This is a genomic window from Micromonospora sp. A3M-1-15, assembly GCF_024213425.1.
Classification (GTDB): Bacteria; Actinomycetota; Actinomycetes; order Mycobacteriales; family Micromonosporaceae; genus Micromonospora; species Micromonospora chersina.
In genome coordinates, this window is record NZ_JANAVK010000006.1 from 237,400 (window position 1) to 251,889 (window position 14,490).

Annotated in this window: 6 protein-coding genes; 1 reads left to right on the top strand and 5 read right to left on the bottom strand. The window is 71.9% G+C overall.

What is annotated here, in order from left to right:
* Positions 1-20: 20 nt before the first annotated feature.
* The 4 genes from NLX85_RS27460 to NLX85_RS27475 all read right to left on the bottom strand — a co-directional run bounded on the left by NLX85_RS27460 (position 21) and on the right by NLX85_RS27475 (position 10,753).
* Positions 21-1,937 carry a Xaa-Pro dipeptidyl-peptidase gene (locus NLX85_RS27460; RefSeq protein WP_254339937.1) on the bottom strand — a complete coding sequence of 639 codons (1,917 nt, stop codon included), beginning with the start codon at positions 1,935-1,937 and terminating at the stop codon, positions 21-23.
* A 220-nt stretch (positions 1,938-2,157) separates the two neighbouring features.
* Positions 2,158-6,213, bottom strand: a complete 4,056-nt coding sequence (locus tag NLX85_RS27465) for a ThuA domain-containing protein (protein WP_254339938.1) — start codon at positions 6,211-6,213, stop codon at positions 2,158-2,160.
* Positions 6,214-6,402: 189 nt separating this feature from the next.
* Positions 6,403-7,560: a multicopper oxidase domain-containing protein gene (locus NLX85_RS27470; RefSeq protein ID WP_254339939.1), complete on the bottom strand. Its 1,158-nt coding sequence runs from the start codon at positions 7,558-7,560 to the stop codon at positions 6,403-6,405.
* Positions 7,561-7,627: 67 nt separating this feature from the next.
* Positions 7,628-10,753: an OmpL47-type beta-barrel domain-containing protein gene (locus NLX85_RS27475; RefSeq protein ID WP_254339940.1), complete on the bottom strand. Its 3,126-nt coding sequence runs from the start codon at positions 10,751-10,753 to the stop codon at positions 7,628-7,630.
* Between the two features lie 967 nt (positions 10,754-11,720).
* On the opposite strand from NLX85_RS27475, the gene NLX85_RS27480 reads away from it, so the two are divergent.
* A complete protein-coding gene (locus NLX85_RS27480; protein WP_254339941.1) occupies positions 11,721-13,778 on the top strand; it encodes a M4 family metallopeptidase in 2,058 nt (685 codons plus the stop codon).
* 99 nt (positions 13,779-13,877) lie between these two features.
* On the opposite strand, the gene NLX85_RS27485 is transcribed toward NLX85_RS27480, so the two are convergent.
* Positions 13,878-14,336 carry a YbaB/EbfC family nucleoid-associated protein gene (locus NLX85_RS27485; protein WP_254339942.1) on the bottom strand — a complete coding sequence of 153 codons (459 nt, stop codon included), beginning with the start codon at positions 14,334-14,336 and terminating at the stop codon, positions 13,878-13,880.
* Positions 14,337-14,490: the final 154 nt, after the last annotated feature.

Genomic DNA, 14,490 nt, shown 5'->3' on the forward strand with positions numbered 1-14,490 from the left:
TTGCCCCGCCCCGGACTCTCCTACAGGCCGGCGGCGACCGCCGCGGTCCGGCCGCCGACCACCGGCAGGGTGATCCGGCTGCGGTCGAAGTGGACGGTGATGTGGGCCCGGTTCTGCTTCGCCCGGCTGCTGTAACCGGAGTACGAGCCGAGCAGGACCACGCCGATCTGGTGGCCGGCCTCGAAGACGTAGTCCTCGGGGAGCAGGTTCAGGTCGACGGCGGTCTTCTGCCCGGGCACCAGCGGCGTCGACACCGACGGCGAGTCGAGGTTGAGGCCGTCGATGATCCCCTTGGTGACCAGTTCCTGCGGGTTGGACGCCACGGTCTTCTCGGTCTTCCGGTAGCAGGCGTTCTCGGCGAAGCCGCCCCAGGTCGCCGTCGCGCCCCAGCAGTCCTCCTCGGTCAGCGTCCGGATGCCGTCACCGCTGGTGCTGAACCGCGGGCGGGTGCCGTAGTCGACGAGGAGTCCGGCGAAGCTGGTGTCCTCGCCGTCGACGGTGGCGCTGATCTTCACGACCGGGGTGCCGGAGACGTGCAGCGGCGCGGTCAGCGGGCCGGAGAGGAACACCAGCCGGTTGTCGGTGTTCGCCGCCGGGTCCGACGGGTGCCGGATGGCGTTCGTGGCGGTCATCGTGGGGGTGTCCTGGAAGGTCGCCGACCCGTTGCCGGGGCCGGAGCGGACGGCGAGCCCGCCGACGTTCCCGGCCGCCGGCGCGCGGAGGAACACCTGGGTCGGTCGGGCGTCGGGCAGCGGCCAGGCAGGTGCGGTCTCCCAGACGTCCGGGGCCCGCTCGATGTCGACGGCCGGCTCCCGCATGATCCCGTTGTCGACGCCCTGGAGCCAGTGGTCGAGCCAGCGGTGCAGGGTGTCCACCCAGGCGCCGCGCCGGAAGTCGAACGGGTCGACGTGGCCGGTGCCGGTCAGCCAGAGCTTGCGGGGCACGCCCTGTTCGCCCAGCGCGGCCCACCACTTGCTGAAGTGGTCCGGGCGGACGTTGTCGTCGTTGATGCCGTGCACCACGAAGACGCTGGCGCGGACCCGGTCGGCGTGCGGCACGTAGTCCCGCTCCGCCCAGAAGTCGTTGTAGTCGCCCGTGACGTCGTCGCCGCCCTGCCCGAGGGCGGCCCGCACCGGGGCGCAGTACGCCCGGCGGGCCGGGTTGGTGACCGTGTTCGCGAGGCTGCCCGAGTAGTTGTTCGCCCGGGTGACGAGGCCGTTGCTCCGGGAGTAGTCGTACCAGCTGGAGATCGCCGAGATCGGCACGATGGTGGTCAGCCCCGCCACCCCGTCGGCCGCCGCGGCGTTGGCCAGGGTGCCGTCGTACGACTTGCCGATCATGCCGGTGCGGCCGTTGTGCCAGTCCGCCACGACCTCCCGGCCGGCGGCGTCGACGCCCGGCCGCCGCCCGTTGAGCCAGTCGATGGCCGTCGGCGCGCTGATGTTGTCGGCCCGGCCACCGGTGACCGGGCAGCCGGTCGAGTTGTTGGTGCCGATCATGTCGAGCAGGACCACCGCGTAGCCGCGCGGGACGAAGTAGTTGTCGTAGAACAGGGGCCAGGTGTCGTTCAGCCCGTCGCCGTCGACGTCGGCCTTGCACTCGCCCTCGTTGCCCCGGCAGACCGTCGAGTAGTACGGGCTGGCGTCCATCACCACCGGCACCTTGAGCCCGTTCTCGCTGGCCCGGGGCCGGATCACGTCCATCGCCACGATGTCACGGGCGCCGTCGCCGTCGGTGTCCACGTCCGAGGTGACGAAGACCCGTTCCCGGACCGCGTCGGCGTAGCCGAACACCGGCTGGGTGACCCCGTCCTCGACCACCAGCCGGGCGTGCTCGTCCGCGCCCGGTTCGGCCAGGGCGCCGGTCGCCGGCAGGCCGGTGATCGCGACCGCCAGTGCCACCACGGTGGCCCGCCAGGCATGTCTTCCGCTTCGCATCCGCATGCTCCTTCTCCCCGCGCCGGCCGCCGACCGGCGGCGTACACAGGGGAGACGCCGCCGCGGCGGTCGCCCCGAACCTACGGATCGACGGGTGTGCGGGTCTTCGGACACCTGTGGAAGAAGCCCGCCCCCGGCTCCTACGCCTGTCGCAGGCCGCCCGCCGCAGCACAGGGCGCCGGACACGGGGTGGACCCCGTGCCCGGCGCCGCCGGTGCGACTACAGGTCGCGCACCCGCACGTCGCGGAACTCGATCAGGTCGTTCGTGCCGTGGTTCTGCAACCCGACGAACCCGCTGAGGAACTGCCGCAGGTCGGTCGGCGGGTCACCGGCCCGGGAGGACGCCTTCCCGGGCGTGTTGTCGAACTCGTTGATCACCACGCCGTTGCGGATGATCGTGTAGTGCTGGCCGACCACCCGGACCTCGTAGTCGTTCCAGGTCCCCTTCGGGGTTGCCCCGGCCTTGTCGAGCCCCTGCGGGTCGAAGTTGTAGATCGACCCGGTCTTCTGCGGCTCGCCGGTGGGCCCGTCGTAGATCTGGATCTCGTGACCGCAGTAGATCGCCACCCAGGCCTGGGACGACGCGGCCGAGCCGACCGTTCCGCAGCTGCCGGCAGGTCGCTGGTCCAGGGGGATCCGCGGATCCGGGAACCGGGCGAAGACCCCGCTGTTGGCGTACGTGGTGCCGGCGGAGACGTCGCGGAACTTCAGCCGCAGCGAGAAGTCCGCGAACTCGTCCTTGGCGTACCACAGCATGCCGAGCCCGCCGGAGCTGCGGATGGTCCCGTCCGGCTGCAGATTGAACGACCCTCCGGGCGCCTGCCGCCAGTCGGCGAGGGACGCCGCGGTGCCGTCGAAGAGCGACCGGTAGCCGGCGACCTTGCCGATCGGCGACTGGGCGGCGGCGGTGTTCAGCTTCGTCGCCTCCCGGTTGTCCAGCACGCCGTCGGCGCGCAGGTCGTTCACCACGTCGGCGACGTGGCTGACGAACTGGCCGTGGTTGGTCCAGCTCCGCTCGTCGTCGATCAGGTCGTTGACGGTGCAGCCGCCGCCGACCTGGTGGTTGGCCACCCCGGTGTCGGCGTCCAGCAGCTGGACGGTCGCACGGGTGTCCGGCGCGGGGCAGCCTGTGGTGACGGTGATCTTCGCGGTGGACGTGGTGCCGTCGGCGAATGTCACCTTCAGGGTGGCCTCGAAGGTGCCGTAGCCCGCGTAGGTGTGGGTGGGGTTGGCCTCGTGCGACGGCGCGCTGCCGTCACCGAAGTTCCACTCCCACGCCACGCCGCCGGCCCGGGCCGCCGAGAACGCGATGGTCTTCGGCCTGCTCGGCGAGACGGCCCGCCAGGTGGCGTCGCTCGCCCGGGGCGTCGCCTCGCCGCCGGTGTAGGCGATCCGGATCAGCTTCTGGTTGCTGTGCAGGCTGAAGAAGCCACCCGCGTAGTCCAGCATGTAGAGCGCGCCGTCCGGGCCGAACTTGGCGTCCATCCAGGACTGGAGCTGGTTGCCGCCGGAGCCGCCGCGGATGATCTGGCGCAGGTCCTCGGCGAACGCGGGCGGGGCGTGCTCGTCGACCGTGCCGGGGTCGACGGTGACGGCCACCCGGTTGTTGGCGTTGGACTGGTCGCCGATGAACCACTTGTCGTCCCAGTACGCCGGCCAGGCCACCCCGCTGCCGGTGTCGACCTTTTCCCGCTGGTAGGTCGGGCCGTCCATGATCGCCTGCCCGCCGCCCTTGAGGTACGGCTGGGTGAAGGTCTCCTGCCCGAGCTGGTACGTGGGCAGCCCGCTGCCGTCGGTCCGCTTCGGGTAGACCGGGCCACCGCCCTGCGGCGAGTACCAGATCATGTTGTCCCGGGCCGGCGGGAGGTTCACCAGACCGGTGTTGCGCGGCGAGGTGTTCTTCAGGTTGTCGCAGTCGTACCAGCCGGTCAGCACCGTCGCGTCGGTGCTGCTGCGATCCCGGTACGGCTGCCGGTTGCCCATGCAGTACGGCCAGCCGTGGTTGCCGGCCGAGGTGATGATCGTGGCGGTCTCGTACTTGGCCGGGCCCAGCTCAGGGTCCGGGGCGCCGGCGTCCGGGCCGACCCAGGCCGCGGTCAGCCAGTGGTGGACCGGGTCCCAGGCGATCCGGGCGATGTTGCGCACGCCCATCACGTAGATCTCCGGGCGGGCCTTGCCGCCGCCCTCCTCCTTGCCGGTGAACAGGTTCCCGGCCGGGATGGTGTAGGTGCCGTCGGCCTCCGGGTGGATGCGCAGGATCTTCCCGTTGAGGTCGTTGGTGTTGCCGGCGGTACGCCGGGCGTCCTGGAACGAGGTGCCCTTGAACTCCTGCGTCCAGTTGTTGCCGGAGTAGCCGTTGGAGCCGCCGGAGGAGTTGCTGTCACCGGAGCCGATGTACAGGTTGCCGCTCTCGTCGAACGTCATCCCGCCGCCGGCGTGGCAGCAGCTGTGGATCTGGGTGTCCCAGTGCAGCAGGTCCTTGCGGGTGCCCTGGTCGATGGCCTGCTTCGCGGCGTCGTAGGTGAACCGGGAGACGGTCCGCTGGCCGATCCGCCGGTCCCGGTCGATGGACTCGTGCGGCATCCAGTAGACGTAGACCCAGCCGTTCTCGGTGAACTTCGGGTCGAGGGTGATGCCGACCAGGCCCTCCTCGTTCTTCACCAGTTCGCTGCCGCTGCCCCGGTTGCCCATCACCGCGAGGGTGGTGAGCAGCTTGGGCTGCTTTGTCTTCGGGTCCCACCGGTGGATGGTGCCGCAGCCGAGGCCGACCTTGGGGTCGTCCCAGCTCACCACCGGGCCGCTCGGGCAGGCCGCCTTGCCGATGTAGAACACCCCGCCGTCGGGGGCGACGGTCAGGCCGTGCGGCTCACCGATCTGGTCGAGCTGGCCGGGCTGGTTGGCGGCGGTGAGCCGGTCGACGCGGTAGTTCGCGGCGATGGTGGCCTGGCAGTCACCGCGGACCAGGCCGGCCGACCACTTGATGGCGCCCGCCAGGTGCCCCTGGAACTGCTTGTCGCTGGTCCAGCTCGCCTCGGTGCGTCCCATCCCGGTGTAGAAGGACCGGCCGCCGTCGTAGTCCTGGCACCAGGAGATCGGGTGGAAGGCGCCGTTGCCGCTCAGGCCGGCGTTGTAGGTGCCCTCCTCGACCTGCGCGACGGTGTGCACCCGTCCGGTCGGGCTCGGGTCCCAGTTGATCCACTGGTCGGCGCGGGTCCAGGTCAGCGGCAGGCCCTTGTTGGCCGGGTGCTGCCGGTCGGTGACGTCGACCTTGGCCTGCTGCACGGTGGTGTCCGGCGGCGGCCCGGCGTCCGGGCCGATCAGCCACAGCTCGGCGAGCTGGATCAGCGGCTCCCCGCTGTTCGCCGTGACGTTGAGCCGGTAGTGCTGGTAGGCGGTGGTGTTGGTGAAGCTGAACTGCCTGGTCTGGAACCGCTGCGGGAAGGTCTCGTTGCTGCGGGTGTCCAGGTCGGTCCAGGTGGTGCCGTCCTGGGAGCCCTGCAGGGTCCAGTTCTTGGGGTCACGGCCGGGGAAGTCGTTGGCCGAGGTGAGCGCGTAGCGGCTGACCACCACCGGCTTGGCCAGCTTCGCCGCCAGCCAGCCGGTCGGCGAGAACGTCAGCCACTTGGTGCCGGTCGAGCCGTCGATCGCCTTCGCGGCGGTCTCGTTCGGCGGGTTCTCCGCGCTCGCGGTGGCCGAGACGGGCTTCTCGGCGTTCGGCAGCCCGGCGGCCGGCCGGGTGCCGATCAGGCCGGTGAACCAGGACGAGTCCGGCTGGGCCCGCGCCGCGTCGTGCACGCCGACGAAGCCGCCGCCGTTCTTCACGTACGCCTGGAAGGCCGCCTCCTGCGCGTCGTTGAGAGTGACGCCGTTGGCGGAGAGGAACACCACCGCCCGGTAGCGGGCCAGGTTCCCGAAGCTGAACACCGCCGGGTCGGCGGAGTCGTCCACGGTGAAGCCCTGCTGCTCGCCCAGCTCGCGGATGGTGGCGGTGGCCTTGGTGACCGGGTCGTCCTGCTTGTCCACCGGGCCGTGGAAGACCAGCACCTTCACCGCCGGCGCGGCCTCGGCGGCCGCCGCGGGGGTCGGCATGAGGTTCTGGCCCGGCAGGGCGAGCACGCCGAGCGCCAGGGTGGCGCTCGACGCCAGGGCGCCGAGCCGGCGGCGGGCGCCGGGGCGACGCGGGGCGGTCGGTGGGGGCGGTGTGGTGGTGGCTCCCGTCGGGCCGGCGTCGAGGCCGACCCATCGGGAGAACCGGAAATGGCGTCTGTCGGCCATCTCGACTCCTCCTGTTGTGAGGTTTCCGGGTTCGTCGATTCCGCCGGTGACGTGAGGCGGTCACCGGAGGAAGGGCGTACGCGTCCACCGGCGCCACCCGTGGCGGGCGGCCGGTGCGGCGGTTTCGGAGGTGAAGGTCGTCCGGTGGCTGCCGGTCCTCGGCGCTGAGGGCCGGCAGCCGCGGACCCGTCAGTCGTGCTGGTGCGCGCCGCCGTCGGCGGCGGTCGCCGAGGTGGCCCCGGCGACGCCGTGCTCGTGGTCCATGCCGGGCGGCATGTTCCCGTTCTCGTCCAGGACGTGCAGCATGGTGGACATCCCGGCGTCGGAGTGGAACTGCATGTGGCAGTGCAGCATCCAGTGGCCCGGCCCGACCGAGTCGCCGGCCACCACCTGGGCGCCGAACGAGTCACCCGGGCCGAGCGTCTTGTTGTCGATCACCGGCACCGAGTCGGCGAACGGCTGGCCGTTGTGCACCGTCCCGGTCCGGGTGTCCGCCCAGGAGTGCCCGTGCAGGTGGAAGGTGTGCATGTCGTTGCCGATGCCGACCACCACGAACTCCACCCGCTCGCCCTTGCGGGCGACCAGGCAGGTCGGCCCGGGCTGCGGGTCGACCTCGGTGCAGGTGTCGGTGGCCTCGCCCCGGCGCAGGTTGATGCTCTGCCGGTCACCGAAGGCCACCGTGTAGGTCCGGTCCGGCTTCGGGTCGCCGGGCCGGCGGACCACCAGGCCGCCGAAGAGGCCGGCGGAGAGCCCCTGGGTGCCGTGCGGCCCGCCCACCACGTGGTCGTGGTACCACCAGTAACCGGCGGTGCCCGGCGTCCCGGTCCTGTTGTTGCGCGGCTGGGCGTACCAGGTGTAGGTGCGCGAGCCGCCCGACGGGACGTACGAGCCGCTCTGCACCGTGCCGTCGGAGTCCTGGGTGTACTTGACCCCGTGCACGTGCAGCGAGACGCCGAGCGGGTGGTCCGGGTTGGTCCGCAGCGCCGCGAGGGTGGCCTCGGGCACCTGGTTGTGCAGGGTGATGGCGAGGCACTCGCCCTCCATCATCTCCATGAGCGGGCCCGGGTAGGAGGCCGTCTGCGGGGTGAGGCCGTAGCCGAGCCGGATCTGGGTGCCGTCCTTGGGCAGCTCCACGGCGTACAGCTGGACGGTCCGGTCGGGCTTGACGCAGCCGTCCGGCCGCTCGGCGAACATCCCGCCGCGGGCGGCGGCCAGTCCGCCGGCGCCGACCAGGGTGAGCAGCATCACCGCCGCGACGACAAGCATCCGCCGGCCACCGGTGCGGTGACGCGCGGTCCGGTGCTGCCGGGGCCCGGACTCCTCCTCGGCCAGCCGCCACGCGCTCATCGGGCACCCCGGAGCGGGGTACGGCGGTCGTTGCAGTTCCTTGGCATGGTGATGTCCTTTCGCTCGCTCAGCAGCAGGTGTTCGCGGCGCCGCCCGGACAGCAGGCGGTCAGCGGGGCGATCCGCACGTTCCGGAAGCTGACGATGTCGCCGGTCCCGTGGTTCTGGAGGCCGAGGTAGCCGGTGACGTGCTGCCGCCCGGCGCCGCCCGGGTCGTCCGCCCGGGGCGGATCGAAGACGGCGTCGGCGACGTTGGCGTACTCGTTGATCAGCTCGCCGTTGCGGAACACCGAGTAGTGCTGGCCGACCACGCGGATCTCGTAGTCGTTCCAGGTGCCCTTCGGGGTGACCCCGGCGCCGGCCAGGTCGACCCGGTCGAAGCCGTACACCGAGCCGCTCTTGTACCGGTCGCCGTCGGGCCGGTCGAGGATCTGGAGCTCGTGGCCGTACTTGATGGCCACCCACTCGGGTCGGGACTCGGCCGGATGGTTCCGGACGTCCGGGAAGCGGACGAAGACGCCGCTGTTGGCCCGGCCCTCCCCCGGCGCGTCGTCGCGCCACTGGAGCTTCAGGGAGAAGTCGCCGTACGCGCTGACCGGGTACCAGAGCATGCCCAGGCCCGGCACCGGCCGGCTGGTGATCGAGCCGTCGGCGTTGCGGGCGAACCCGCCGGCGCCGACCTGCTGCCAGCGGCCGAAGGACGCGGCGGAGGAGTCGAGGATCGGCTGGTAGCCGTCCTTGCCCGCCGGCTTGCCGACGCCGGAGCGGGCGGCCGCGCTGACCAGCCGGCCGTGCTCGGTGTGGGAGATGACGCCCAGGTGGTGCAGGTGCTCGGCGACCGCCGTGACGTAGGAGACGAACTCGCCGTGGTTCGGCCAGCTCCGCTCGTCGTCGATGACGGCGTTGATGGTGCAGTCGCCCTGGACCACCCGGTTGGGCACGCCGCTGTCGACGGTGCCGAGCCAGACGGTGGGCCGGGTGTCCTTGACGCACTCGGGCTGCGGCCCGCTGGCGACCACCGTGAAGCTGACGGAGGCGGTGCCGGAGGTGTTGCCGGCCTTGTCGGTCGCCCGGTAGCTCAGCAGGTGCTGGCCCGGCCGGTCGACAGTGACCGGGGCGGTATAGCGGGCGTAGGCCTGGCCGTCGAGGGAGTACTCGATCCGGTCCACCCCCGAGCCGCTGTCGGCGGCGGTCAGGGTGGCGGTGGCGCTGCCCACGTACGCCCCGTTGTCGTCGAGCTGCCCGGTGAGGGCGGCGCTGACGGTCGGCGGGGTGGTGTCCGGGGCGGGCGGGTCGACGACCGTGAACGACGCGGTCTGCGACGACGAGGTGTTGCCGGCCTTGTCGGTCGCCCGGTAGCTGACCGTGTGCTGACCGACCTGGTTGACCGTGACCGGAGCGGTGTACGCGGCGTAGGGCTGCCCGTCGAGGGAGTACTCGACCCGGTCGACGCCGGAGCCGCCGTCGCTCGCGGTCAGGGTGACCGTCGCGCCGCCCACGTACGCCCCGTTGGCGTCCTTCTGACCCGTCACCGTGGCGGTGACCGTCGGCGGCGTGGTGTCCGCCGGGGCCGGCTCGACCACGGTGAACGACACCTGCTGGGCCGACGAGGTGTTCCCCGCCTTGTCGGTCGCCCGGTAGCTCACCGTGTGCTGACCCGCCTGGTTGACCGTCACCGGAGCGCCGTAGACGGTGTAGGTGCCGCCGTCGAGGGAGTACTCCACCTTGTCCACCCCGGACCCTGTGTCGGTGGCGGAGAGGGTGACCGTCGCGCTGCCCACGTACGCGCCGTTGGCGTCCTTCTGGCCGGTGACCGCGCCGGTCACGGTCGGCGGCGTGGTGTCCGCCGGGGTCGGCTCGACCACGGTGAACGACACCTGCTGCGGCGACGACGTGTTGCCGGCCTTGTCGGTGGCCCGGTAGCTCACCGTGTGCTGCCCCGGCTGGTTCACCGGCACCGGGGTGGTGTAGCCGGCGTAGGGCTGCCCGTCGAGGGAGTACTCCACCCGGTCCACGCCGGAGCCGGCGTCGGTGGCGGTCAGGGTGACCGTCGCGCCGCCCACGTACGCCCCGTTCGGGTCCTTCTCCCCGGTCACCGCGGCGGTCACGGTCGGCGGGGTGGTGTCGGCCGGGGCCGGCTCGGCCACGGTGAACGACACCTGCTGCGCCGACGACGTGTTGCCGGCCCGGTCCGTGGCCCGGTAGCTCACCGTGTGCTGACCCGCCTGGTTCACCGTCACCGGAGCGCCGTAGGCGGCGTAGGCGCCGCCGTCGAGCGAGTACTCGACCTTGCCCACCCCGGACTCGGTGTCCGCGGCGGAGAGCGTGACCGTCGCACTGCCCACGTAGGCGCCGTTGGCGTCCTTCTGGCCCGTCACCGAAGCGGTGACCGTCGGCGGGGTGGTGTCCGTCGGCGGCGGTTCGACCACCGTGAACGCGACCTGCTGCGCCGACGACGTGTTGCCCGCCCTGTCCGTGGCGCGATAGCTCAGCGTGTGCTGCCCCGGCTGGTTCACCGTCACCGGCGCCGCGTAGGTGCCGTAGGTGCCGCCGTCCAGGGCGTACTCGACCCGGTCGACGCCGGAGCCGCTGTCGGCGGCGGTCAGGGTCACCGTCGCGCTGCCCACGTACGCCCCGTTGGCGTCCTTCTCCCCGGTCACCGCCGCGGTGACCGTCGGGGCCGTGGTGTCCGAGCCGCCGCCGTCGACGACAAGCAGGCCGTTCATTCCGCCGTGGCCCGGGATGGAGCAGAAGTAGCGGTAGGTGCCCGGGGAGAGCACGACGTCGACCGTCCAACGCCCCCCGTTGGCGTCCGTCGGATCGGCCAGGATGTTCACGTCGACGTCGCTGTTGTACGCGGGGTCGGACGTCTCGAAGGTCAGGGTGTGCTGCATGCCGGTGGTGTTTCCGGTGGCCGCACTGTTCTCGAAGACGAGGGTGGTTGGTCCGGCGACCGCCGTGGTGGGGGCCGAACGGTAGGCGAGGAAGTTGTCCCCGGCCGTCCAGGTCAGCACCTGGGCCTGCAACGGGGCCGCGGCGGCCGCCGCGGCGGAGCGTTCCGGGTCGGTCGGCCGCGCGCTGGCCGGGGACGAGGAGAGGCCGGTGGTCAGCAGCAGCGCCAGTGTCGCGAGGGCGGCCACCGGTCTCCGGAGCCGGCCGGCGGAGCGCCGGTTCCGCGGTGGATGTGCGTTCATGGGTTCCTCTTTCACGGTCCGGGAGCAGCGTGCGTCGGTGGGTCGATCGGCGGAGCTGAGGTGCCGGCGTTGTCCGTGCGGCCCCTCCCCTGGCCGCACGGGATCCCCGGCCGTGGCCGCGGGCCACGGTCGTCCGATGTGGATGGTGGAGCGCCACCGGGCCGACGTCGGTCGTCGGGCACGGCGGTACCGCGGAGCTGATGGGGTTGGTCGGTACGGGCATCGGTCGGCCGGTGAGGCTCGGCCGCCGTGGTGGCGTCGACCCGGGGTGGCCAGGGGGCTGGCCGGTCGTGGGTCCGCGGACGTGTTGCGCCGCCCGGAGGGCCCACCGTCGAGAGCTACCGTGCCGGTAGTTCATCTCGACGAAACATATTGATAGTCAACGACCCTACTGACTTCCTCTCAGCGTGTCCACATCTTTCGTCGGTCCGTTGACTACTTTTCTACAGAGTCGACGAAAGTGGTCGGCGAATTCCTACCGGCGCCCAGACGTCCCCCGGAAGCACCATGTCGATCGCCGACAGGGGGGCCGAACAGATGATCATCCGAGGGCCGAACGGCGGCGGCGGGCGGACCGGGAAGGCACCGGGAGATCACCGTCTCGACGAGCGCCAATGTGCGCCATGAGCGCAGAGCGGCAATCGACGCAGAGCAGACACGCGGTTGTCCACCACGGACAACATTAGGCCTGATCAGGGGCTATTGAAGATCATGGCTTCCTGAATTCGCGGCGACGACGCGGCGGCCGGGAGGCGTCGGTTGCCCGCGTCACCCATTGATCCCGGCCCGGGGCCGTGTGATTGTGCCCCCAGCGAGTCGCCGACCCCGGGGGCTCGCCGACGGTCGATCTGTCGAACCGGGGCCACGCCGGCAGCCTCGGAGACCGACCGTCCCCCGCCTCGCAACACCGCGCCGCCCGTCCCCACCGGGCTCCGTGCGGCGCGCCTAGGAACAGGAGCGAACCCCCTTGAAGCTCTCACCTCGCCTCGTCGCGCTCTCCGGCGCGGCGGCGGCCGGACTGATCGCCGCGGGCACCGCCGCGGCGGTGCAGGCCGCGCCGCCCGGCCCCGCAGCCCCCGACGCCGCACAGGCCCGCGCGGTCGCCGCCGACTCGGCGCGCGCGCTGGTCGCCGACCGGCCCGCCTACCTGCACGCCAGCTCGGACGAAGCGTTCGTGCAGAAGCCGGTCATCTCCTCCGAGGGCACCCAGTACGTGCCCTACGAGCGCACCTACAAGGGCCTGCCCGTGGTCGGCGGTGACTTCGTGCTGGCCACCGACGCGGCAGGCAACCTGAAGTACGCCTCCGTCGCGCAGCAGCAGGCCATCGGCAGCCTCGCCACCACGCCGAAGCTCACCTCGGCGGCCGCGGCGAAGACCGCGCGGGCCCAGCTCAAGACGGTCAGCACCGTCGAGGGCACCAACCTGGTCGTCTACACCCTCGGCGCCAAGCCGGCGCTGGCCTGGGAGACCACGGTGCGCGGCACCGACGCCGAGGGGCCGAGCCGGCTCACCGTCGACGTCGACGCCCTCACCGGGACCGTGCTGCGCAAGCAGGAGCGCATCGTGCACGGCACCGGCACCGGGGCGTGGAACGGGCCCAGCCCGCTGACCCTGAGCACCACCCTGTCGGGCAGCACGTACTCCATGAAGGACCCGACGGTCACCAACCTGAGCTGCCAGGACGCCGCCACCAACACGACGTTCAGCGGCTCGGACGACGTCTGGGGCAACGGCACCGCCACCAACAAGGAGACGGGCTGCGTCGACGCGCTGTTCGCGGCGCAGACCGAGCACAAGATGCTCGCGCAGTGGCTGGGCCGCAACGGCGCCGACGGCAACGGCGGCTACTGGCCGATCCGGGTGGGCCTGAACGACCAGAACGCCTACTACGACGGCACCCAGGTCCAGATCGGCAAGAACACCTCGGGCCAGTGGATCGGCTCGCTCGACGTGGTGGCCCACGAGATCGGCCACGGCATCGACGACCACACCCCGGGCGGCATCTCCGGCGCGGGCACCCAGGAGTTCGTCGCCGACACCTTCGGCGCGGCCACCGAGTGGTTCGCCAACGAGCCGTCCACCTACGACGCTCCCGACTTCCTGGTCGGCGAGAAGGTCAACCTGGTGGGCAGCGGCCCCATCCGCAACATGTACAACCCGTCGGCGCTGGGCGACCCGAACTGCTACTCCAGCAGCATCCCCAGCACCGAGGTGCACGCCGCGGCCGGCCCGGGCAACCACTGGTTCTACCTCCTGGCCAACGGCAGCAGCCCGACCAACGGCCAGCCGGCCAGCTCCACCTGCAACGGCAGCAGCGTGACCGGCCTGGGCATCCAGAAGGCCATGAAGATCATGTACAACGCGATGCTGCTGAAGACCTCGTCCTCGTCGTACCTGAAGTACCGGGTCTGGACGCTGCAGGCGGCGAAGAACCTCTACCCGACCAGCTGCACCGAGTTCAACGCGGTCAAGGCCGCCTGGAACGCGATCAGCGTGCCGGCGCAGACCGGTGAGGCGACCTGCACGGGCAGCACCCCGACGCCGACCACCACGACCACCCCGCCGTCGGGCAGCTGCACCGGCCAGAAGCTGGCCAACCCCGGCTTCGAGTCCGGCAACGTGAGCTGGACCGCCAGCTCCGGCGTCATCACGAACGACACCGCCCAGGCCGCGCACGGCGGCTCCTACAAGGCGTGGCTCGACGGCTACGGCTCGACGCACACCGACACGCTCACGCAGTCGGTGACGATCCCGGCCGGCTGCCGGGCGACGCTGAGCTTCTGGCTGCACATCGACAGCGCGGAGTCGACCACGACCACCGCCTACGACAAGCTGACCGTGAAGGCGGGCAGCACCACCCTGGCCACCTACTCCAACCTCAACAAGGCCACCGGCTACGTGCAGCGGTCCTTCGACATCTCGTCGCTGGCCGGCACCACCGCCACCATCTCCTTCAGCGGCGTGGAGGACAGCTCCCTGCAGACCTCGTTCGTCGTCGACGACACCGCGGTCACCCTGAGCTGATCGCAACGGAGCGGCCGGTCGTCGTCCTCCCGACGGCCGGCCGCTTCGTCGTTCCCGAGGCCGGTCGCCGCCGGACGGGGTTCACCGGCCGGACGGTGGTCAGGCCGGGCGGACCGCGCCGGAGCCGGCGCCGTCGCGGCGGATCCGGGCCGCGACGCCCTCCATCGCCCGGCCGAAGCGCTCCATGTCCCGCGCGGACTGCTCGGGCGGGCCGCCGAGCCGCGCGGCGAGGGCGTCCACGTCCGCCTGGGCCGAGGCGCTGACCCGGGCGTCCAGCTCGGTGAGGGCGGCGTTCACGGCCGAGACCAGGTGCCCGCAGAGGGCCTCCATGGACTCCCCGGCCAACGCGGGGTCGACGGTGACGGACTCCAGCCGGCCACCCTGGACGGCGACGGCACGGACCCGGCCGCCGGCCGCGGCGGCCTCGGCCCGGAGCAGCTCGCCCGGCGCGCCGTCGGGGTGCTCGGCGGCCCGGGACCGCATCGCGGAGAGCGCCTGTTGGGTCCGGGTCAGCAGCTCGTCGAGGCTCGCGGCCGCGGAGAACGGGTCGTTGGTCATATCCGCGCTTTCTTCACGTCTTTCCGAGCACCGTGACGATAGCAACCGCCCCCGACGCGGACTCCGGTGAGCCCGCCCACCCCGGCCGAGGCGAACGCCCGGCCGGGAACCCCGGCCGGGCGTTCGTGGTGCGGTGGACCGGCCCGCGCGGGCC

Bases quoted from the DNA above. Each gene is read 5' to 3' on its own strand.
- NLX85_RS27460 (WP_254339937.1), bottom strand. From the start codon at position 1,937: ATGCGAAGCGGAAGACATGCCTGGCGGGCCACCGTGGTGGCACTGGCG.
- NLX85_RS27465 (WP_254339938.1), bottom strand. From the start codon at position 6,213: ATGGCCGACAGACGCCATTTCCGGTTCTCCCGATGGGTCGGCCTCGAC.
- NLX85_RS27475 (WP_254339940.1), bottom strand. From the start codon at position 10,753: ATGAACGCACATCCACCGCGGAACCGGCGCTCCGCCGGCCGGCTCCGG.
- NLX85_RS27470 (WP_254339939.1), bottom strand. From the start codon at position 7,560: ATGAGCGCGTGGCGGCTGGCCGAGGAGGAGTCCGGGCCCCGGCAGCAC.
- NLX85_RS27485 (WP_254339942.1), bottom strand. From the start codon at position 14,336: ATGACCAACGACCCGTTCTCCGCGGCCGCGAGCCTCGACGAGCTGCTG.